The organism is Sulfitobacter sp. HI0040, from assembly GCF_001634885.1.
In the GTDB taxonomy this organism is placed as follows: Bacteria; Pseudomonadota; Alphaproteobacteria; order Rhodobacterales; family Rhodobacteraceae; genus Sulfitobacter.
Genome location: NZ_LWEX01000106.1, coordinates 1 through 19974, shown reverse-complemented (window position 1 = coordinate 19974; position 19974 = coordinate 1). Strand labels below are relative to the sequence as shown.

The 19974-nt window shown below is 61.7% G+C and carries 16 protein-coding genes, 1 tRNA gene and 1 pseudogene; 12 read left to right on the top strand and 6 right to left on the bottom strand.

The features are described from left to right. Positions 1 to 231 (bottom strand): annotated as a pseudogene (locus A3728_RS07975) (hypothetical protein); the annotation flags it as partial. A 330-nt stretch (positions 232 to 561) separates the two neighbouring features. On the opposite strand from A3728_RS07975, the gene A3728_RS07970 reads away from it, so the two are divergent. Then, positions 562 to 1689 (top strand): aminotransferase class V-fold PLP-dependent enzyme, encoded by a 1128-nt coding sequence (locus A3728_RS07970; protein WP_067921861.1) that lies wholly within the window; start codon positions 562 to 564, stop codon positions 1687 to 1689. Here the strand turns inward: A3728_RS07970 and A3728_RS07965 are convergent. Continuing rightward, positions 1684 to 2847, bottom strand: coding sequence for a pyridoxal phosphate-dependent aminotransferase (locus A3728_RS07965; protein ID WP_067921858.1), 1164 nt, complete (start codon positions 2845 to 2847; stop codon positions 1684 to 1686). The genes A3728_RS07970 and A3728_RS07965 overlap by 6 nt on opposite strands. 90 nt (positions 2848 to 2937) lie before the next feature. On the opposite strand from A3728_RS07965, the gene A3728_RS07960 reads away from it, so the two are divergent. Further along, positions 2938 to 3660: an SDR family NAD(P)-dependent oxidoreductase gene (locus A3728_RS07960; RefSeq protein ID WP_082850945.1), complete on the top strand. Its 723-nt coding sequence runs from the start codon at positions 2938 to 2940 to the stop codon at positions 3658 to 3660. Between the two features lie 6 nt (positions 3661 to 3666). Here the strand turns inward: A3728_RS07960 and A3728_RS07955 are convergent, their stop codons facing one another. Beyond that, positions 3667 to 4425 carry an N-acyl homoserine lactonase family protein gene (locus A3728_RS07955; protein ID WP_067921855.1) on the bottom strand — a complete coding sequence of 253 codons (759 nt, stop codon included), beginning with the start codon at positions 4423 to 4425 and terminating at the stop codon, positions 3667 to 3669. Positions 4426 to 4466: 41 nt separating this feature from the next. Between A3728_RS07955 and A3728_RS07950 the strand changes: the two genes are divergently transcribed. Genes A3728_RS07950 through A3728_RS07940 form a run of 3 tightly spaced genes read left to right on the top strand, consistent with a single transcriptional unit; the run spans position 4467 to position 8161 of the window. Continuing rightward, on the top strand, positions 4467 to 5603 hold the full coding sequence (locus A3728_RS07950) for a pyridoxal phosphate-dependent aminotransferase (protein WP_067921853.1): 1137 nt from the start codon (positions 4467 to 4469) through the stop codon (positions 5601 to 5603). Beyond that, a complete protein-coding gene (locus tag A3728_RS07945) occupies positions 5593 to 6501 on the top strand; it encodes an amidohydrolase family protein (RefSeq protein ID WP_067921850.1) in 909 nt (302 codons plus the stop codon). The genes A3728_RS07950 and A3728_RS07945 overlap by 11 nt, the downstream gene beginning before the upstream one ends. A gap of 43 nt (positions 6502 to 6544) precedes the next feature. Further along, the gene (locus tag A3728_RS07940) at positions 6545 to 8161 is read left to right on the top strand and encodes a GMC family oxidoreductase (RefSeq protein WP_067921847.1); all 1617 of its coding nucleotides are present in this window, start codon (positions 6545 to 6547) and stop codon (positions 8159 to 8161) included. A gap of 33 nt (positions 8162 to 8194) precedes the next feature. Here A3728_RS07940 and A3728_RS07935 read toward each other — a convergent pair whose 3' ends face one another. After that, positions 8195 to 9781: an ABC transporter substrate-binding protein gene (locus A3728_RS07935; RefSeq protein WP_236628134.1), complete on the bottom strand. Its 1587-nt coding sequence runs from the start codon at positions 9779 to 9781 to the stop codon at positions 8195 to 8197. Between the two features lie 299 nt (positions 9782 to 10080). On the opposite strand from A3728_RS07935, the gene A3728_RS07930 reads away from it, so the two are divergent. The 5 genes from A3728_RS07930 (at position 10081) to A3728_RS07910 (ending at position 17328) form a co-directional block, all read left to right on the top strand. Then, positions 10081 to 10872 carry a cyclase family protein gene (locus A3728_RS07930; protein WP_067921842.1) on the top strand — a complete coding sequence of 264 codons (792 nt, stop codon included), beginning with the start codon at positions 10081 to 10083 and terminating at the stop codon, positions 10870 to 10872. A 6-nt stretch (positions 10873 to 10878) separates the two neighbouring features. Then, the gene (locus A3728_RS07925) at positions 10879 to 11361 is read left to right on the top strand and encodes a MarR family winged helix-turn-helix transcriptional regulator (protein WP_067921839.1); all 483 of its coding nucleotides are present in this window, start codon (positions 10879 to 10881) and stop codon (positions 11359 to 11361) included. Positions 11362 to 11372: 11 nt separating this feature from the next. After that, the gene (locus tag A3728_RS07920) at positions 11373 to 13520 is read left to right on the top strand and encodes a thiamine pyrophosphate-dependent enzyme (protein WP_067921835.1); all 2148 of its coding nucleotides are present in this window, start codon (positions 11373 to 11375) and stop codon (positions 13518 to 13520) included. Then, positions 13517 to 15124, top strand: coding sequence for an indolepyruvate oxidoreductase subunit beta family protein (locus A3728_RS07915; protein ID WP_067921829.1), 1608 nt, complete (start codon positions 13517 to 13519; stop codon positions 15122 to 15124). Before A3728_RS07920 ends, A3728_RS07915 begins: the two co-directional genes overlap by 4 nt. Before the next feature lie 329 nt (positions 15125 to 15453). Continuing rightward, complete coding sequence (locus A3728_RS07910) at positions 15454 to 17328, top strand: polysaccharide biosynthesis protein (protein ID WP_067921827.1); 1875 nt, start codon at positions 15454 to 15456, stop codon at positions 17326 to 17328. A gap of 90 nt (positions 17329 to 17418) precedes the next feature. Here the strand turns inward: A3728_RS07910 and htpX are convergent, their stop codons facing one another. After that, entirely contained in the window at positions 17419 to 18336 is a 918-nt protein-coding gene (gene htpX, locus A3728_RS07905; RefSeq protein WP_067921825.1) for a zinc metalloprotease HtpX, read from the bottom strand. A gap of 138 nt (positions 18337 to 18474) precedes the next feature. Next, positions 18475 to 18560: transfer RNA gene (locus tag A3728_RS07900), tRNA-Leu, on the bottom strand. A gap of 193 nt (positions 18561 to 18753) precedes the next feature. Here A3728_RS07900 and A3728_RS07895 point away from each other — a divergent pair. Both A3728_RS07895 and A3728_RS07890 read left to right on the top strand, forming a co-directional pair. Beyond that, entirely contained in the window at positions 18754 to 19740 is a 987-nt protein-coding gene (locus A3728_RS07895; RefSeq protein WP_067921823.1) for a complex I NDUFA9 subunit family protein, read from the top strand. Continuing rightward, on the top strand, positions 19740 to 19974 hold a 235-nt coding region (locus A3728_RS07890), incomplete at its 3' end, for an undecaprenyl-diphosphate phosphatase (RefSeq protein ID WP_330220267.1). The genes A3728_RS07895 and A3728_RS07890, both read left to right, overlap by 1 nt.

Sequence of the window (19974 nt, the reverse complement as noted above, 5' to 3'; positions counted from 1 at the left end):
GCCGCTGCGCAGGTCGTCCGCCGCATGCCGCAACGCGGAAGAGACGCTCTTCACTTCATCGGCAGCGGTTTCCTTGGTCTGGTCCGCATAGCTGGCCGCTTCGTGCGACACGGTCTGCGCCACGTCCTGCGCGGTATTCCGCAGGTTTTCGGAAGCGCTGCTTGCGGTCGATTTAACCTTGTCGGACAGGTTGTCCGTCGTGGTTGATTTGGGCGTGTTGGATGTAGTCATGACAAGCCTCCTTGGTATCAGGCGATGAGGTTCAACAGGGCGAGAACAATGACGATGAGGCCAATGAGGTAGAAGATTCCGTACATTCGCTTTCTCCCATGACGAAAAGTAAATTTCTTGTGTTGGCCTAACGCCGCTTGTTGAAAGCGGTTCCATGAGCAGCCTTCCGAGGGCGCGGAAAGTTGATCTGCTTTAGGACGTTTTGGCGGGCAGGGGGGTTCTTCGCTCTCGCCGGGTGGCGCGCGCAACAGGGTTAGCGAGACAGTGTTTTTGAGCGGGACTTGGGGGGTGCAACCCGTTAGCGTCCGCTTCAAAGACTGAAGGCCCAGAATGACAGATCCCGCATATTTCCTTTATCATTCCATTGGACAATACCCCCGCAAGGCCGAGGAAATGGGCGCGGCACTCGCTCAGTTCGCAGGCATCTGGGGGGCGCTGGACGATGCCCAGTGGCCCCGTGTGCTCGAGGCCCGGCAAGAGTTCCTGCACCATTGGTGCAACCTGATCGACGCCCCCGAAGGCACGTTGACCAGTGCCGAGAACGTGACCACCGCGCTCTATTCCCTGTTGGGCGCGCTTCCCGAGGATCGGCTGCGGGGCAAGGCCCTACTGATCGCGGCGGATTGCTTTCCAAGCCTGCATTTCCTGTTGAACGGGCTGGCCAATCGGGTTGGCTTCGAGCTGCGAACAGTTCCCATCCGCAAGGGCGAATTCTGGGTGCGCGATGAAGACATGATCGCGGCATGGGACGGGGATGTCGCCCTCGCGCTGCTGACTTTCGTGACATCGACATCATCGCATCGGTGCGATCTGGCCCGATTGCTGGAACATGGCCGTAAACAGGGATCCATGATCGGTGTTGATATCACGCAGGGCGTTGGAATCGTGCCCTTTTCGCTCAAAGATACGCCTGTTGATTTCGTAGTGGGTTCCTCGCTGAAATGGCTCTGCGGAACACCGGGGGCGGGGATTTTGCAGGTCAATCCCTCACTGCTGAAAGACTGCGCACCTGAACTGCGCGGCTGGTTTTCGCAGGAAAATCCGTTCTCATGGGACTTGAATGGTTTCGCCTATGCCGCGGACGCACGGCGTTTCGATCACGGCACGCCGTCGGTTCTGGCCTGTCTGGGGAGCATTCCGGCCCTGCGCTGGCATGCAGAGCGGCAGGGCGATCTGATCCGCGCAAACCGTGAAATGACGGCGCGAATCCTGTCCGCGGCCGAGCAGACCTCCCTGCGCCTTGCCAGCCCCCCCGACATTGAAAGGCGCGGCGGTTCCGTGATGTTCCGCCTGCCTGAAAGTGCGGACGCCACGGCAATCCTGAAGCAGATGGCGGAGCGCGAGATCTTGGTGGATTGTCGCGGGCCGATCCTGCGGGTGTCCCCGGGGGCGATGACCGAGCGCAGGCATGTGGACCGGCTGACAGAGACCCTGCAGCACCTTTTTCTGAAGTCATAGGCGGTTGAAAAACGCCTGCATCCTGTCCATCGCCTCCGTCAGGCGAGGAAGTTCGGCTGAACCGAAGCAGACGCGCAGCCTGCCAGCGCCTGCGGCCCCGTAGAAACTGCCTGCTTCGACAACGACGCCGGTTTCCTCCAGCAGCCTGTCGGCGCAGTCCTGATCTGTCGGCCCAGTGCCCGAAATGTCGGGAAAGGCGTAAATGGTCCCTTCGACGTTCGGGCAGACGACACCGGGCATCTGGTTGAGCCTTGCCACCACCAGATCGCGCCGCTCCCTGTCGCGCGCGACCATCCCGGCCAGGACATCCCCCGGCCCGGTAACGGCTGCAAGTGCGCCGTACTGGATGAAAGTATTGACGTGCGTCACCTCGTTCGCCGTGATCTTGAGCAAGGGTTCAAGCAGCGCCGCGTCCGCCGCAACATAGCCGAGCCGCCATCCGTCCATCGCATAGGCCTTGGTAAAGGCGAACATGGAAATCGTCCGCTCCTTCATGCCCGGCAGCGCCGCGATGGATAGATGCTGTGCATCGTCGTAGACGATCTCCTCGTACACTTCGTCCGAAAACACGAGCAGGTCGTGGCGGGTCGCCAGTTCGGCGATCACCTCCAACTCCTCCCTCCGGTAGACGCGGCCGGTAGGATTGCAGGGATTTATTAGCGCAATGGCCCGGGTGGCGGGGGTGATATGCGGCTCTATCGCCGCGCGGCGAATGCTGAAGCCATCGGACGGGTCCAGTGATGCGGTGACAACGCGCGCGCCCGCAAGTTCGGCCTTTCCGATGTGCTGCGGATAATAGGGGCCGAGCAGGAGCACCTCATCCCCTTCATCGAGGTAAGCCATGAAGGCCGCGAAAGAGGCTTGCGTCAGCCCGTTCGTGATCAGCACCTCGTCTGCCGATGCATCGATCAGGTTCTGCCTTTGCAGTTTGCGGGCGAGCGCCGCGCGCAGTTCGGGCAGCCCCTGGAGGTCGGAATAATGTACCTCTCCCCTTCTGAGGGCCGCAATGGTCGCCTCCTTGATGTGGGCTGGGGTGTCCTCCACCGGCATCCCCAGTTCGAGATGGATGAGGTCGCCCCCGCGCCGGGCGGCCTTGGCGTACATGCCGAAATCCTTCGGAGAGGTCTGTGTGATGCGCCGGGCGGGTCGCGGGGGCATGCTGTTTCCTTGCGCGGTAAAATATGTGCGTTTACATCTATCGAGTGACAGAGGCGCCGCGTCAATGCGGCCAAGGGATGAGGGCACCGGATGGACAGAATAGCAGTGGTGACGGGTGCGGCGGGCGGTATGGGCCGGGCGATAACCCGGCGGCTGATCGACGACGGCCTCCACGTCATGGGGCTGGACGTGAATGCCGACGGTCTGGCGGATATGGCAGAAGCGAACTTTCAGGCGATAGAGGTCGACCTGATGGAAGCGGGCGCAATCGCGGCGGCTTTCGACCGGATCGGCAAGGATCACGGTGGCGTGGATGTGCTGGTGAACAATGCGGGCACCTGCTTCATGTCCGAATTCCCGGAAATCCCCGAGCAGGAGTTCGAGCGCCAGATGAAACTCAACTTCTCGGCCGCATTTCATTGCTGCCAATGCGCGATCAAACTGATGGAGGGGCGGGACGGCGTGTGCAAGATCGTCAACATATCGTCCAACGGCGCCTATAATTTCGATGTTTTCGACCCGCCCCATTACCGCGCTTCGAAGGCGGCGCTGGACAACCTGACCAAGGATTTGGCGCGGCGGTACGCCAGCGCGCGGATCTCTGTGAATTCGCTTGCTCCCGCGATGACCGAAACGCCGCTTTTCGGTGTGTTGAGCGATGAGGTTCTGGCCCGTGCCATTGCGCAGATGCCCCATGGTCGCGCGATGGAAGCACGCGAGATTGCGGATTGGGTCGGGTTTCTCGTTTCCTCTGCCGGGGATATTTCCAGCGGGAACGTCATCATCCTCAATCAGGGGCGGGATGTACGCTGAGGAGCCTCAGGTGAACCAATGCGGCGCTTTACTGAGGTCGGGCCATTGCTCCGGGCTGTGACCGAAGATCACGAAGGCATCGCGTTCATTCGCCAATTTCATCAGCCGGTCCCCGTGGTGGATGGCCTGCGCCACGTCCCATGAGCCGGCGAACTTTTCGTCGATTTCAGAAGCGCGGCTGATCGCGTCCGACGTCAGCAGCACCCAACCGGTTTGGGGCAGATCGACCATGAAGGCCAGTTGGCCCGGCGCGTGACCGGGGCAATGCAGCACCTCGAACCCGGGTCCCAACGTCACGTCCGCATCGACGGTGTGATATCGGGCATCCGGCCAGTCCATCGGCTGCTTGCCTGACCAGTAAAGCGGCCGAGGAAGCGCCCGTTCCGCGGCGGAGATGAGGATCGGCGCATTGGGAAACCCGGCCATGTCGCCCACGTGGTCTATGTGGGTGTGGCTCTGGATCATGAGGGTCACATCGTCCTTCGCCAGCCCCAGCTTGCCCAGTTGTGCCGCTGGCAGGTTTTCCGGCGTGACGGACAGGACGCGGCCAAAGCTGCCCAGGTCGTCCTCTTCGGTGGCGGCCGCGGCGTCCCGAGCGTATTTTTCCGGAAAGCCCGTGTCGATCAGGATGGTTTCCCCGGCATCGGTCTGCACGACGAAGCCACAGATACCGATGGTCCGTGGGCCTGCGTGGACTTCGAAAAGACCGTAGTCCAGCACGGCCAGCCGGACGGGCTTGCCCTTCAGGGAAACTTGCATATTCATGTAACTGGTCCTCCCGGGGGGAGAGTTGCAGGAGACCGCGATTGAAAGTCAAGATCCACACGCTGTTCCAGTATTTGCTGGAAACGACCGAAGCGGAGCCTGAAGCGGTTGTCGGTTTCTCCCTCGCGGAATCCCCGCGGCTGGGAGATTTTCTGTCCGATCTCGACCCGGATCTGCCGTTGGACTGGAACAACCGGGATTTCCGGGGCCTTCCCGAATTGCGGGATCATGTGCTGACCAACGCCGGTCTGGCGGAGCGGTGCACGCAGGAAGATGTGCTGATCACTGCCGGGGCCGCTGAGGCGAATTATCTGGCGATCATGCAGACCCTTCAGCCGGGGGATGAGATCGTGCTCGAAACCCCCGGCTGGCCGCAGGCGGAGGTGCTGACAAAGGCCATCGGCGCGCGCATCACCAAGATCACCCGCCGGGAAGAAGATGGTTGGGCGCTGCCGATGGGGGCGCTGGCCGACGCAGTTTCATCGGAAACCCGAATGATCTTCCTGACCAATCCGAACAACCCGACGGGCCATTTGCTGACCGCGGACGAAGTGGATCAGATTGTCGATATCGCGCGCAGCGCCGGTGCCTGGCTGCTGATCGACGAGGTTTATGCCGGGCTGGAATGGGCGGGCCCCCGCACGCCTTCCGTCGCCGGGGTTTACGAACGGGGCATCACCACCGGTTCGGTCAGCAAGGCGCTGGGCCTGCAGGGGTTGCGGACGGGGTGGCTCATCTGCCGAGACGCCGAGCTGATGAGTGATGCGCTGATCCTTCGCGAAAACGCATCCGAGATCATGAACATAATGGGCGAGGTCATCGCGGAGATTGCCCTGCGCCCCGAACGCTATGCGCCCGCGATGGAAAAGGCCCGCTGCGAAGGGCGCCGTAACCTTGATGCGATGAGCGACTGGGTGGCGGCACAGCCGGGGCTGGAGTGGGTGCCACCCGCTGCCGGATTGATCGGGCTGGCGCGTCTGCCCGCGGGATTGGACCCGGATCGCTTAGCAAAGACCTTGCTGGCCGAGCCCTATCGAACCTTCCTGCTGCCGGGCAGTGCCTACGGTCTGCCCCGGCATATCCGGTTGGGTGTGGGCGGGGGGACGGGGGCCAATCTGCAGAAAGGTCTCGACCGGGTGGCGCAGGCGTTGCAAGATTTGAGCCGACATGACCGATAATTTTCCCCTTCTTGATGCGCATCACCATCTCTGGGCACCGGAGAGCGATCCCGACGACATGGGATATGGCTGGCTGCGTGATATCGGTGCGCCCAAACCCTTTGGCGATCCGACCCCGATCCAGCGCGATTATCTGCTGGCCGAGTTCCGGGATGAACCCCAGCCGCGGCAGATGCGCGGGTCGGTCCATATTCAGGCCGATCCGAAGATCCCCGATCCAGTCAAGGAAACGGCCTATATCCAGCGCCAATCGGATGAGGCCGGTTTTCCGGTGATGATCGTGGCTTTTGCCGATCTGGCTGCCGGAACGTTTGCCGAGCAGGCCCAGCGGCATATGGAGCACCCCAACATGCGGGGTATCCGCCAGATCATCGCGCATCTGCCTGACCGCCCGGATATGAGCTTCCTCAAGCGCAACATGCTGGACGATCTGACATGGCGCTCCCAGTTCGCCATGCTGAGCGATCTGGGGCTTTCGTTCGACCTGATGGCCTATCCGGGGCAGTTGCGGCAGGCGGCGGAACTGCTGGCGGATCACCCGGACATTCCGGTCGTGCTCGAACATCTCGGGTGCCCCTATGACCATTCAGATGAGGGGCTGGCGCTTTGGTCCGATGGTATTGCGGCTCTGGCGGAGCTTTCCCACGTTCAGGTGAAGCTTTCGGGCTATGCCATGTATTTCAAGTCCGACCTCGGCAAGGTGGCCGCCGATGTCACCCAGACCCTGCTCGGGGCCTTCGGGCCGGAACGGTGCATGTTCGGCAGTAATTTCCCGGTGGACCGGCTGCACCTGACTTATCCCGATCTCGTGGATTTCGTGAAAGGGCAGGTAGGGTCCGATGAGACGGCGTTGCGTCAGGTGTTTCACGATACCGCCGCGGCGTTCTACAGGTTTTGACGCGGGCGAGGGGGCATAAGGCCGCGCGCGGGTGTCCCTCCCCATGAAGGATGCGCCTGGGGCAGAGACATTCGATTTCGTCATCGTGGGTGGGGGCACGGCAGGCTGCGTGTTGGCCAACCGTCTTTCGGCTGACCCGGCCACGCGCGTTCTGCTGCTGGAGGCGGGCAAACGCGACAATTACCATTGGGTGCATGTGCCGATCGGCTATCTTTACTGCATCGGCAACCCACGCACCGACTGGATGATGAAAACCGCCCCCGAAGCGGGGTTGAACGGGCGCAGCCTGACCTATCCCCGGGGCAAGGTGCTGGGGGGATGCTCCTCCGTCAACGGGATGATCTACATGCGCGGGCAGGCGGCTGACTATGATCGCTGGCGCCAGATGGGTAACGCTGGTTGGGGCTGGGACGACGTGCTGCCCTACTTCAGACGGGTGGAAGACCACCACGCCGGCGGCGACGATCTGCACGGCGCGGGCGGCGAATGGAAGGTCACCCGCCAGCGGCTCACCTGGGATATTCTGCATGCGGTTCAGCGCGGCGCGGAGGAGTTCGGCATTCTGCCCACCGACGACTTCAACGGCGGTACGAACGAAGGATCGGGTTTCTTCGAGGTGAACCAGAAGGGCGGATGGCGCTGGAACACGGCGAAGGCATTTCTCACCCCGGTCAAGAACCGGCCCAACCTCAAAGTCGTGACCGAAGCCCATGTAGCAGGCGTCACCCTGAAGGATCAGCGGGCGACGGGCGTCACCTATGAGCGTGGCGGGCAGGAGCACCGGGTTTCCGCCCGGGCCGAGGTCATTCTGGCGGCGGGTGCGATCAATTCGCCCAAGCTGCTGGAGCTGTCGGGCATCGGCCAGTCGGACCGCTTGTCATCGCTGGGGATCGAACCGCTGCACGATCTGCCGGGGGTGGGCGAGAACCTTCAGGATCACCTTCAGATCAGGACGGTCTTCGGCGTGAGCGGGACGCGCACGCTGAACGAGCTTGCCAACAGCCCATGGGGCAAGGCGCGTATGGCGCTGGAATATGCGTGGCGCCGCAGTGGGCCGCTGTCGATGGCGCCCAGTCAGTTCGGCATGTTCACCCGCAGCGACCCCGCGATGGAAACGCCGGACCTTGAATATCATGTGCAGCCGCTTTCCACGGACAAGCTGGGCGACCCGCTGCACCCCTATCCGGCAATCACGGTTTCCGTGTGCAACTTGAGGCCCGACAGCGTCGGGGCCAGCCACGTCACCTCCCGCGCGCAATCGAAGCAGCCGGACATTGCCTTGAACTACCTCTCGGCGCAAAGGGACCGGATGGTGGCGGTGGCCTCCGTCCGGCAGGCGCGCAAACTGATGACCGCCCGCGCGCTGGCGCCCTACAGCCCGAAGGAGCTTTTGCCGGGTCCCGGGTACGATGACGAGGCATCGCTTCTGGAAAAGGTGGGGGATATCGCCACCACGATCTTTCATCCCGTCGGCACCTGCCGGATGGGGAGCGACCCTGACGCGGTGGTCGATACCACGCTGAAAGTCCGCGGCATCGCGGGCCTGCGTGTGGTGGACGCTTCGATCATGCCCAAAATCGTGTCGGGCAACACGGCGTCGCCCGTCATCATGATCGCCGAAAAGGCGGCGGATATGATCCTTGCCGAAAGGCGGGGGTGACCCCGACCGGTTCGCGGTCGGGGCCGTGGTCCTTCAGCTTTCCAGCCAGACCTTTTCCAGATGCATTTCACGCAGCGGATGGCGGACGTAATTCTGCACGCGGTCCGTATGGTGCATGGCCAGTTCGCGCCAGTAGGGCTGGATGATCACGCCGCTGTCCTGCAACATCTGTTCCAGTTCCGCCATGAGGGGCCGGCGCTGATCGGGATCGAATATGCCCAGCGCCTCGTTCAGCTTTGCATCGAACTCCGGGTTGGAATAGCCGGTTTCGTTCCACGCTTCGCCTGTCTTGTAGGCCACGGCATAGACCTGCACACCCAGCGGACGCCCGCCCCATGACGTGGTGGAGAAGGGGTATTTCGTCCAGTCGTTCCAGAACGTGGCCCCGGGCAGGGTGCGCCGGGTCATGTTGAAACCCGCGTCCCGCAGTTGCGCTGCTACGCTGTCGGCGAAATCCTTCAACTCGCCCTCATCGATGGAGATGAGTTCAATCTCCGTATCGGCATTCCCGGATTCGGTCAGCATCTCGTTGGCGAGCGCCGGATCATGGGGTTTGCGCGGGACTTCGGCATATTCGGGGTGAACGGGGGCGACATGGTGATTGTCGGCCACGGACCCCAGCCCGGCAATCGCCAATTCCGTTACCAATTCGTTGTCCACGCCGATCTGCACGGCGTTGCGCAGGGTCTGGTTGTCGAAGGGCGCCGCCTTGACGTTCATCCGGGCGACCGCGGTCGTCGCGGTCAGGGCAACGCCCCGCTGAAGACCAAGCGCGTTGAAGACCTCTTCTATGTTGCTGGCGGTTTCGTCGTTCATATCGATCTCATCCGCCTCGAAAGACGCGATGAAGGCGGTGTCGTCATTGCCGAGGTCGATGAATTCCAGCCCGTCGAGGTAGACTTCGCCGCCCCACCACTTGCCGTCTTCGCGGCGTTTCAGCACGGCCTTGTCCCCGATGGAAAAGGACACCAGTTCGAAGCCACCGGTGCCGATGGGATTGTCCTGCAACTGACCGGAGAAGGACTGGTGGACGCAAAGCGCGGGGTAATCGCCGAACGACGGGATGAGCGTGATGTCGGGCATGAAAAGGTTAAGGCGCACGGTTTGCTCATCGACTTTCTCGATCGCGGAATCGGCGGCCTGCGTCGCATCGCCTTCGCGCAGTGCAGCCAGACGCGCGGCCATGGAATTGCCCTCGGCGGTCGCATCGGCCATGCGGCGAATGTTGAAGATCACGTCGTCAGCGGTGAAAGGGTCCCCGTTGTTCCAGACGGCTTTCGTGTTGACCGACAGCGTATAGGTCTTGGCATCGTCGCTGACCTCCCACCCCGAAAGCAGCGAGGGAGAGAAAGACCCGTCAGCCTCCCACCGGACGAGGGGTTCGCAGAATTGCCGGGCGACGTTCGACTTCTGCGGCCAGTCATAGGTGCGCGGATCATTGATATCGAGGATCTGCTGGCCGATGCGCAGCACGCCGCCCTTCTTGGGCTCCTGTGCGGCAGCGGGGCTTGCCGAGGCGCCCAGCAGACCGGCGGCCGCCGAGGCGCTCATGCCCCAGATACTGGCGAGCGCCATGAATTCGCGGCGGTCCAGACGCCCTTCGCGGACGGAACGTGCCATGCTCTTTACTTGGGATAGGCGGTGCTGTTTCATATCGGCGTTCTCCTGAAGCCTGGGGCTGAAATTTCGCGGGGATTGTAGTGAATCATGGTTCGCGGCAGTCCATCGTCAATTGAGGCCTCTGAACTTTCTGGAGATTTTGTCGAGGTGAGGGGGGAACTTCTCCCTGTTGCGCGGGGAGGCGCGACGTTGAGGAAGATAATTGCAAACGCATATAAATTTGCTATCATCCGGCAATGATCGCCGGTGGCACACAAGGCGGCAGACCGGCAGGCGGACCGCAACGGGGAGGAACGGCGATGACGTCAGCGGAAACCATGCAGGAGTTCGGAAGGTTATTGGCCTCCGGCAGTATCGAGGTCGTGGATTGTTCCGGCGTGCTGGGACCTGATACGCCGATCCTTCAGTTGCCGCCCGATTTCGCCAAGACCACCCCGAAGGTCGAGATCCACAAGATCAGCGAATATGACGACGACGGCCCGTTCTTTGCCTGGAACTGGCTAAAGCTGGGGGAGCATTCAGGCACCCATTTCGACGCGCCCCATCACTGGATCACCGGCAGGGATCATGCCGACGGTTATACCGACACGCTGGATGTGCAGCGGCTGGTCGCGCCGGTCAACGTGATCGATTGTTCGAAGCAAAGCGCGGAGAACGAAGACTTTCTGCTGACCGCCGATGGCGTGAAGGAGTGGGAGGCCCAACACGGCGAGATCAACGCAGGGGAATGGGTCGTCATGCGTACGGACTGGGATCGCCGCGCGGACAGCGAGGCCGATTTTCTCAACGCCGACGACACCGGGCCCCACAGCCCGGGGCCGACCCCGGATTGCATCGAATACCTGCTGGGCAAGAAGATCGTCGGATGGGGCACGCAATGCATCGGTACCGATGCGGGTCAGGCCGGCGGGATGGAGCGGCCCTATCCGGCCCATAACCTCTTGCACCGCGACAATTGCTTCGGCCTCGCCAGCCTCGCAAATCTGGACAAGCTGCCCGCCAAGGGCGCCATCCTGATAGCAGCACCGCTCAAGATCAAGAACGGGACAGGCAGCCCGATCCGCGCGCTCGCACTGGTTCCGAAGGTCTAGGCCGTTATGACGCAACAGAGAGAGGTATCGCCCGCCGCCGCGCGCCGGCTGGCGGAAATGGGGCTGGAAAACTTCGCTCCCTACCTGATGAACCGCATCATGGGGCGCTACAACGCGTCGATTTCGGCAGAGATGGCGAAGCTGGGCCTGACGACGCCGCAGATGCGGTCTCTTGCCGTTCTGTCGGTGATCGACGGGATCCTGATCCGTGAGCTCGCCGTCTATGCGGTCGTTCAGCAAAGCACGCTGAGCCGCGCGCTGGACGCCCTGCACCGGGACGGGCTGATCCGCAGGCAGACCGACCCCGACGACAGCCGGGCCACCCGCGTCTACCTGACCCCGGCGGGGCAGGAGGCCTATGCAAAGCTCTGGCCCCATATGGAGGAATCCTACAACGCCATGTTCAAGGGCATCGGCGAAGAGGAAAAGACCGCTTTCGTCGGAACGCTGAAGACCATGCTGCGCAACATCCGCAAACACGATTTCTGACGGGGGAAGCGATGGCGGAACGTTCCTTCAAGGCCGAGGTGGAGCACCTGCGCAAGGGTGAGAGCGATGTCTTCACCGGGGAGGGGATACTCGCGATCACCAAGGCCTTGCTGGAAAACGGGGTGGGCTACGTCGGCGGATATCAGGGCGCGCCCATCAGCCACCTGATGGATGTGCTGGCGGACGCCGAGGAACTGATGGCCGAACTCGGCGTACGTTTCGAGGCCAATGCGAGCGAGGCCGCGGCAGCGGCGATGCTGGCGGCGTCGGTGCATTATCCGATACGGGGAGCGGTGACGTTCAAGGGCCCCGTGGGGGTCAACGTGGCGTCGGATGCGCTGGCCAATCTGTCGTCCTCCGGGGTGACGGGGGGCGCGCTGGTGATCGTCGGCGAAGACTACGGTGAGGGGTCCAGCATCATGCAGGAACGCTCCCACGGGTTTGCCATGAAGTCACAGTTCTGGATGCTCGATCCGCGCCCCAACCTCCCCAGCATCACCAAGGCTGTGAAGGACGGGTTCGAACTGAGCGAGGCAAGCAATACGCCGGTGATGCTGACGGTGCGCATTCGGTCCTGCCATGTCACCGGCAGCTTTGCGACCCGCGACAACCAGCGCCCGCCCCTGACGGTGGCGGAAGCGGTGGCCAATCCACGATCGGACTTCAACCGCGTCGTGTTGCCGCCAATGTCCTACCTTCATGAACAGGACAAGGTGAAGAACCGCTGGCCCGCAGCCGAGAAGTTCATCACGGAAAACGGGTTGAACGAGGTGTTCGGCCCGGACGAGGCGTCGCTGGGCATCGTATTGCAGGGCGGGATGTACAACACGGTCATCCGCGCGCTGCAACGGCTGGGCCTCGCCGATCTCTACGGCGAGACAGAGGTCCCGTTGTATGTGCTCAACGTCACCTATCCCATCGTGAGGGACGAGTTCGACGCCTTCTGCGAGGGCAAGTCCCATGTGCTCGTGGTGGAGGAGGGCCAGCCTGATCATATCGAGCAACAGCTTGCCAGCTATCTTTACAGGGCGGGGCGCTCCGTCAAGCTGCATGGCAAGGACGTCCTGCCGATGGCGGGGGAATATACCGGGCAGATCATGCTGGATGGGCTGACGACATTTCTGAAAGAAGCGGCCCCGGCACTGTTGCCCGGCAATGTACGCGCTCCGAATGCCGAAGCGCCCGAGATACCCGATCTGTCCCAGACCGTGCCGATCCGCCCGCCGGGATTTTGTACCGGTTGCCCGGAACGACCGATCTTTGCCGGGATGAAGCTGGTCGAACAGGAATTGGGCAAGCATCAGATCACCGGCGACATCGGGTGCCATCTCTTTGCCTGCCTGCCCCCCTTCGAAATCGGCGGCTCCACCATGGGCTACGGGCTGGGCCCCGCCTCCAACGCGGCCTTCGACGGGGGCGGTGAACGGCGGGCCATTTCCATCCTCGGGGATGGCGGGTTCTGGCACAACGGGTTGTCTTCCTCCATCGGGAACATGGTGTTCAACAAGTCCGACAGTGTCGCAGTGATCGTCGACAATTATTATTCCGCCGCGACGGGCGGGCAGGATGTGCTGTCTTCGCGTGCCCAGAACGACAGCAAGAGCACGAACAACCCGATCCGAGCCGCGCTTGAAGGCGTGGGCGTCAAGTGGATCCGGCAGATCGACAACACATACGATGTAGGCCGGGTGCGGGATACGCTGAAAGAGGCGCTGACGACCGAATATGCCGGGCCGAAGGTGATCGTCATGTCCTCCGAATGCATGTTGAACCGGCAGCGGCGGGAAAAGCCGCAACGCGCCGCTGCAATTCGCGAGGGCAGGCGCGTCGATGTCCCCCGGTTCGGCGTAGACGCGGATGTGTGTACGGGGGATCACGCTTGCATCCGGCTGTCAGGATGCCCCTCGCTGTCGCTCAAAAAGTTGGACGATCCGCTGCGCGACGATCCCGTCGCCCATATCGACCAGACATGTGTGGGCTGTGGCAACTGCGGCGAAGTGGCGGATGCGGCGGTTCTGTGTCCTTCGTTCTATCGTGCGGATATCGTTCATAACCCGGGCCGATTCGAAATGTGGCGGGCGGGGATACGGATGAAGTTCATTCATTGGCTGCAAGCCCGGCGCGACAGGATCCGGCTGCGGATGGACAGCGCGGCATGAGACCCCCAGCGGCCCCGGGCGTCGGTTTGGACGGTATCATCAAACTCGCCGTCATGGCCGTGGGCGGACAGGGCGGTGGCGTACTGACAAGCTGGATTGAATCGGTGGCCCGCGCGCAGGGCTATGCCTGTCAGGCCACCAGCGTGGCCGGCGTGGCCCAGCGTACCGGGGCAACGATATATTACATCGAAATGGCCCCCGAAGGTTCACGCCAGCCGGTCTTTGCCCTCGCACCCGCAGCGGGGGACGTCGACATCCTGATCGCTTCGGAGATGATGGAAGTGGGCCGCGCCGTGTTGCGCGGCTTTGTCACGCCTGACCGCACAACCTTGATCGGCTCCACCCATCGCGCCCTTGCGGTGAGCGAGAAAGTGGTTCCGGGCGACGGGATCGCCAAGGCCGAAGAGGTCCGCGCCGCAGCAGAGGTGGCCGCGCAGCGACTGATCCTTGCAGACATGGACAGGCTCGCGGTGGAGCGCGGCTCGGTCATCTCGGCATCGCTTTTCGGCGCACTGGCGGGGTCTTCCGCGTTGCCGTTCTCTCGCGATGCCTTCGAGGATGCCATTCGCCGCAGTGGCAAGGGCGTCGAAGCCTCCCTTCGTGCCTTTGCAGCCGGACATGATGCCGCGACCGGAGCGGTTCCGGAGAAGGGTTGTATCGTGGCGACCGATCCTGAGCCTACGGCGGCGCGTCTTCCCGTGGAGGGTGATCACCTTGCCGTCGGCGAGGCGGATACCGACGGAATGATTGGCCCTGATGCGCTGCTATCCGACTGGCGGGCGCTGCGGGACCGTGCCGCTGTCTTCCCGGTGGAGGTGAGCGAAATGGCTCTGGCGGGGCTGCGCAAGGTCGTAAATTTTCAGGATTGCGCTTACGGCGGGCTCTACCTCGACCGGCTGGAACGGGTTCTCATCTGCGATGAGGAGGCGCGCGGCTGGAAGCTTTCGCTGAACGCGGCGAAATACATCGCCAATGCCATGGCCTATGACGATATCATCCGCGTGGCTGACCTGAAAACCCGCGCCCCCCGTCGAAGCAGGATCGAGCGCGAAATGGGCCTGGGCGACGATCAGGTGATGCAGGTCACCGAATACTTTCACCCCCGGGCCGAAGAAATTGCCGGACTGCTGCCCGCCCGTTGGGGAAGGCGGCTTGAGGCAAATCCACGCGCCATGGCGCGAACCGAGCGGTGGTTCGGGCGGGTGCGGCGGCTGCGCACGGATACCTTCCCCGCTTTCACGCTGCTGCATTTCCTCGGGGGGCTGAAGAAATACCGTTTGCGCACACGCCGTCACGAAGTTGAAACGCTGCATCTTCACGATTGGCTCGACCGCAGTCTGGCGCGTAGTGCATCCGACTACGATCTGGCGGTCGAGATGATCAAATGCCGACGTTTGATCAAAGGCTACTCCGATACCCATGCCCGGGGGCTTGCGAAGTTCGACACGGTGGTGAACGCCGTGGACCTCGTCGAAGGGCGGGAGGATGCCGCCCAGTGGATCGCTCGCCTTCGCGAAGCTGCACTACAGGACAGTGACGGCATTGCTCTGGAGGGGGCCTTGCGAACGGTACGAAGTTTTGCCGGTACCCCTGAAGCGCCGTAGGGTCGCTTTGCCAAAGGTCCCGCACGGGGTTATCCATGAAGCATAGATGGTTTATGCGATACTGGTTGTTCGGTGTGATTCGCAGTCATCGCGTGTGTGGCGATAAGCTTTGGTAATCATAGGTTGTAAATGATAGTATGTTGCATAAATATCACTAATGCATATATAGCACTCTTTATTTGACTCACCGCAAAACCTTGGTTCTTCCACTTCTACCGGTCGTGAACCGTTTCGAGATATTGGATTAACTGGAGAAGTAATTTCACAAAAATGCGATGGTCAAACACGCGCTTTAGATTACTTATTATCCACAAAGACAAGAATTGACGATGAAACCGACTGACATTCACGACCTTTCCCGGGCAAAGAAACGGGCCATTTTTCTGGCCGTCGATACCCTCCTTGTCCCCCTCTCACTTTATTGTGCCTTTGCGCTGCGATACGGGTCAGCCACCCCCTGGATACCGGTCGCCGATAGCTGGGTCCTGTTTCCCGTGCTCACCCTATGGGGGGCGGGGATCATTTGGGCGCTGCGCCTGCACAGGATCAAGCTCAACGCGTTTGACACTCATTCAATGTCGAACATCGGTCTTGCGGCGCTGCTGCTGGCTGTCAGCGCGATCTTGCTGAGCTATATGATGGACCTGTTTGCCCCCCGGTCCGTTCCCCTGCTGTCGGGTCTCTTCTTTTATATCTTCGCGATTTCGGCCCGGCTCGGCGGGCTGGCCTTGTTGCGTAACCTGGCTGAACGGGGCGGAGACCGAAAGCCGGTTGCGATCTACGGGGCGGGGGCTGCGGGCATTCAACTTGCTGCCGCGTTAAGGCAGGCAAGCGAAGCGCGACCGGTTTTCTTTATCGACGACAACCCCAATCTGCATGGTCTGATGGTCGCAGGTCTGCCGGTCCATGGGCCCGATAAACTGGCGAAACTCATCGACGCGCGGGGAATTCAGCAGATCCTTCTCGCGGTTCCGTCGATGCCGGTGGAGCGCCGCCACGAACTGATTTCAAAGCTCAAGGTTTATGATGTCGAAGTTCAGGTTCTGCCTTCCTACATCGAGATGATGTCAGGCAAAGGTCTCGTTCAGAGCCTGCGCACGGTTGCCCCGGATCAACTGCTGGGCCGCGACAAAGTTGCACTCGATACGCCTGAAATTGCCAAGACCTATGCGGGCCGCGTGGTGATGGTAACCGGGGCTGGGGGGGCTATCGGATCGGAGCTTTGCCGCCAATTGCTCAACTGCAATCCCGCCCGGATCATCCTGTTCGAGCAGGGTGAATTCCAGCTCTACTCGATCGATCAAGAATTGCAGGCCGAAGCAAAGTCCATGGGTATTCCCATTCATGCAAAGTTGGGGTCCATCACTAACAAAGAACGTGTGGCTGGCGTCATCGCGGAAGAAGAGGTGGACATCATTCTTCACGCAGCGGCTTATATACATCTGCCACTTGTCCAAGATAATGAGGTTGAGGTTGCGCGTAACAATGTCATCGGCACGCAGGTGGTGGCCGAAGCTGCCGCCGAGGCCAAGCTGGAACGGTTCATTCTGGTATCGACCGACAAGGCGGTGCGCCCCACCAACATCTTGGGCGCGACCAAGCGCATGGCCGAGCTGGTGGTACAAGATACCCAGACCCGCAACCGCACGACCAAATTCGCCATGGTCCGGTTTGGCAACGTGCTGGGTTCCTCCGGCTCGGTCCTGCCGCTATTCCAGCGACAGATCGCCCGTGGTGGCCCTGTCACCGTGACACATAAGGACTTGACGCGGTTTTTCATGACCATTCCCGAAGCGGCCCGTCTTGTGCTCTTGGCGGGGGCATATGCTACCGGCGGTGATGTTTTCGTGCTCCATATGGGCGAGCCGCAGAAGATCATCGACATCGCGCATCGCATGATCACGCTGTCCGGACTAAAGGTGAAAGACCCCGTCACCGGGGAGGGCGATATCGAGGTAAAGGTCACCGGACTTCGGCCCGGCGAAAAGCTTTACGAAGAGTTGCTTATCGATGACGATAGCCTCCTTCCCACGCCCCATGCCAAAATCCTGCGGGCGCAGGAGGGTATGTTGAGCCAGATCGAAGTGGCTTCGATGCTGCGAGAATTGCAGAACGCGATTACCGACGCGGATACGGCACGCTTGCGCAGGTTGATCGCGACGCGGGTCGAGGGCTACCACGTTCAGGGGGTGACTGCCGGCTAGCGGATACCCTGCCGGTTATCGGCGCGAGTGAATGCCCGCGCGCCCTTGGGCTAATGCGCCGAAAGCTCGATTAGCACCTCCGCACCGGGATCATTTCCACGGCCCTTTCCGCTGCCGCTTCCCAACCTTGGGCAACGCGCTATCAACAGGTTGGCGCAAGTGCCTGTTTTTTGTGGGTTCATCTGACATGGCACGCAAGGCCGCGATCCGGTTTTCGGTGGCGGGGTGGGTCGCGAACAGGTTGTCATGCTTGTGCGCATGCAGTGGATTGATGATGAACATATGGGCAGTTGCGGGGTTCCGCTCTGCCGCGTGATTGTCGATCCGACTCTCACCCATTGCAATTTTCTCAAGCGCCGAGGCAAGCCAGAGCGGCTCGCCGCAGATTTCCGCACCGGCCTTATCCGCTGCATATTCCCTGTTCCGACTGATCGCCATTTGCACCAGTGCCGCGGCGAGCGGTGCAAGGAACATCATCATCAATGTCCCCATCAGCCCCAGCCGCTCCCGCGCGCCGCCGAAGAAAAACGCGAAATTGGCAAGCATGGAGATCGCACCGGCGAAAGTGGCGGTAACGGTCATGATCGCTGTATCGTGGTTGCGGATATGCGCAAGTTCATGCGCGATGACGCCTGCCAGCTCCTCCCGGTCAAGGCTCCGGAGCAGGCCGGATGTTACTGCTACTGCGGCATTCTCGGGGTTGCGGCCTGTCGCGAAGGCGTTGGGCTGGGGCGTGTCGATCAGGTAGACCTTGGGCTCCGGCATGCCCGCGTTTTGGGCAAGCCGGGAAACCATGTCATGCAACCCGAGTCGATCCCCCGGCGTAACGGGCTGCGCGTTGTGCATGCGCAGCACCATCCGGTCCGAGTTCCACCATGTGAATGCGTTCATCCCGGCCGCCACCACGAAGGCGATCAAGGTGCCGCCCGCGCCACCGATGAGGTAACCCACGCCCATGAAAAGCGCCGTCATCGCGGCCATCAGAACTGCCGTTTTCAGATATCCCATATCCAACCTCAACATTCGTTTCAGGCTTAGAATAGGGATATGGCGTTCGAAGAAGGGCGTACAAGTGGGGCAGCCGAGCGCACGTCAGGCGGAAAGGCTGCGAAACACGTCGCGGGAGCGGAAATTTGTCTCGAAAATTGGTGCCCAGGAGAGGACTCGAACCTCCACACCGTTGCCAGTACTAGCACCTGAAGCTAGCGCGTCTACCATTCCGCCACCTGGGCAGGTGTCGTGAGGGCGGGATTTAGGGATGTCTGGCCGGGCTGTCAATCGCATATTGTGGCGATATGGGCAAAAGCGGCAGATCTTTGCGGGCATGACCGACCGTCGCGCTGCGCAGGGGTACAATTCGCCTTGTCCGGCGGGGGGCGCGGGGGTACATCGGTCCCGAACGCAAGCATGCGCAGGAGGCTTTCGATGTCCAAGCTCGTGACGATCTACGGCGGTTCGGGGTTCGTCGGGCGATATATCGCGCGCCGTATGGCAAAGGCGGGGTGGCGTGTGCGGGTGGCCGTGAGGCGCCCGAACGAAGCGCTGTTCGTGCGGACCTATGGTGTCGTGGGGCAGGTCGAGCCGATCCTGTGCAATATCCGGGACGATGCCTCCGTCAGGGCTGCGATGCAGGGTGCGGACGCGGCGGTCAACTGTGTCGGCATCCTTACCGAAAGCGGCAAGAACGGGTTCGATGCGGTTCAGTCCGAAGGCGCTGAACGCGTGGCGCGGATCGCGGCGGAAGAGGGTGTCGCCCGGCTGGTCCAGATCTCTGCCATCGGGGCCGATATGGACGCGGAAAGCGATTACGCACGAACAAAGGCGGAAGGCGAGGCCGGTGTCCTGCGCCATATGCCGCAGGCTGTCATTCTGCGCCCCTCCATCATTTTCGGGCCGGAAGACGCGTTCTTCAACCGCTTTGCGGGGATGACCCGGATCAGCCCGGCGATCCCGCTGGTGGGGGCCAAAACACGGTTTCAGCCGGTTTATGTGGACGATGTGGCACAGGCTGCCGAAGCTGCCGTGACCGGCCGCGCCGCGCCCGGCATTTACGAGCTGGGCGGACCCGATGTGGATAGCTTCAAGGGGCTCATGCAGCGGATGCTGAAGATCGTGAACCGGAAGCGGTTGGTTCTGGGAATGCCGATGTGGATGGGCCGCCTGATGGCCTTCTCCTTCGATATGCTGCAGGCGGTCACATTCGGGTTGTTTTCCAACACGATGCTCACCCGGGATCAGGTCAAGAACCTGTCACGCGACAATGTCGTTGCCGAGGACGCGAAAGGGTTTGCCGATCTGGGCATTGAACCCACCGCGATAACCGCCGTGCTGCCGGAGTACCTCTGGCGCTTCCGGCCGTCGGGCCAGTATGACGCCATCAAGGATTCGGCGCGTAACCTGCGCCGCGGTTGATGGAAGCTTCCACGACGATCGTAGCCGCCTTTCTGGGTCTGCTGGAGGGTTTGACGGAGTTCATCCCGGTGTCCTCCACCGGGCATCTGCTGTTGGCGGGCCATTTCCTCGGCTTCGAAAGCGCGGGCAAGACGTTTGAGGTCGTGATCCAGCTGGGCGCGGTGCTGGCGATCCTGACAGTCTATTCCGCGCGGCTCTGGGCCGTGTTTCGCGATGCGCCGCATGATCCTACGG

What these genes read in the sequence shown, in the direction of transcription:
- A3728_RS07940 (WP_067921847.1), top strand. Translation starts at nt 6,545, where the DNA reads ATGAAGGATGCGCCTGGGGCAGAGACATTCGATTTCGTCATCGTGGGT.
- A3728_RS07915 (WP_067921829.1), top strand. Translation starts at nt 13,517, where the DNA reads ATGAGACCCCCAGCGGCCCCGGGCGTCGGTTTGGACGGTATCATCAAA.
- A3728_RS07920 (WP_067921835.1), top strand. Translation starts at nt 11,373, where the DNA reads ATGGCGGAACGTTCCTTCAAGGCCGAGGTGGAGCACCTGCGCAAGGGT.
- htpX (WP_067921825.1), bottom strand. Translation starts at nt 18,336, where the DNA reads ATGGGATATCTGAAAACGGCAGTTCTGATGGCCGCGATGACGGCGCTT.
- A3728_RS07970 (WP_067921861.1), top strand. Translation starts at nt 562, where the DNA reads ATGACAGATCCCGCATATTTCCTTTATCATTCCATTGGACAATACCCC.
- A3728_RS07955 (WP_067921855.1), bottom strand. Translation starts at nt 4,425, where the DNA reads ATGAATATGCAAGTTTCCCTGAAGGGCAAGCCCGTCCGGCTGGCCGTG.
- A3728_RS07965 (WP_067921858.1), bottom strand. Translation starts at nt 2,847, where the DNA reads ATGCCCCCGCGACCCGCCCGGCGCATCACACAGACCTCTCCGAAGGAT.
- A3728_RS07925 (WP_067921839.1), top strand. Translation starts at nt 10,879, where the DNA reads ATGACGCAACAGAGAGAGGTATCGCCCGCCGCCGCGCGCCGGCTGGCG.
- A3728_RS07895 (WP_067921823.1), top strand. Translation starts at nt 18,754, where the DNA reads ATGTCCAAGCTCGTGACGATCTACGGCGGTTCGGGGTTCGTCGGGCGA.
- A3728_RS07935 (WP_236628134.1), bottom strand. Translation starts at nt 9,781, where the DNA reads ATGGCACGTTCCGTCCGCGAAGGGCGTCTGGACCGCCGCGAATTCATG.
- A3728_RS07910 (WP_067921827.1), top strand. Translation starts at nt 15,454, where the DNA reads ATGAAACCGACTGACATTCACGACCTTTCCCGGGCAAAGAAACGGGCC.
- A3728_RS07930 (WP_067921842.1), top strand. Translation starts at nt 10,081, where the DNA reads ATGACGTCAGCGGAAACCATGCAGGAGTTCGGAAGGTTATTGGCCTCC.
- A3728_RS07945 (WP_067921850.1), top strand. Translation starts at nt 5,593, where the DNA reads ATGACCGATAATTTTCCCCTTCTTGATGCGCATCACCATCTCTGGGCA.
- A3728_RS07960 (WP_082850945.1), top strand. Translation starts at nt 2,938, where the DNA reads ATGGACAGAATAGCAGTGGTGACGGGTGCGGCGGGCGGTATGGGCCGG.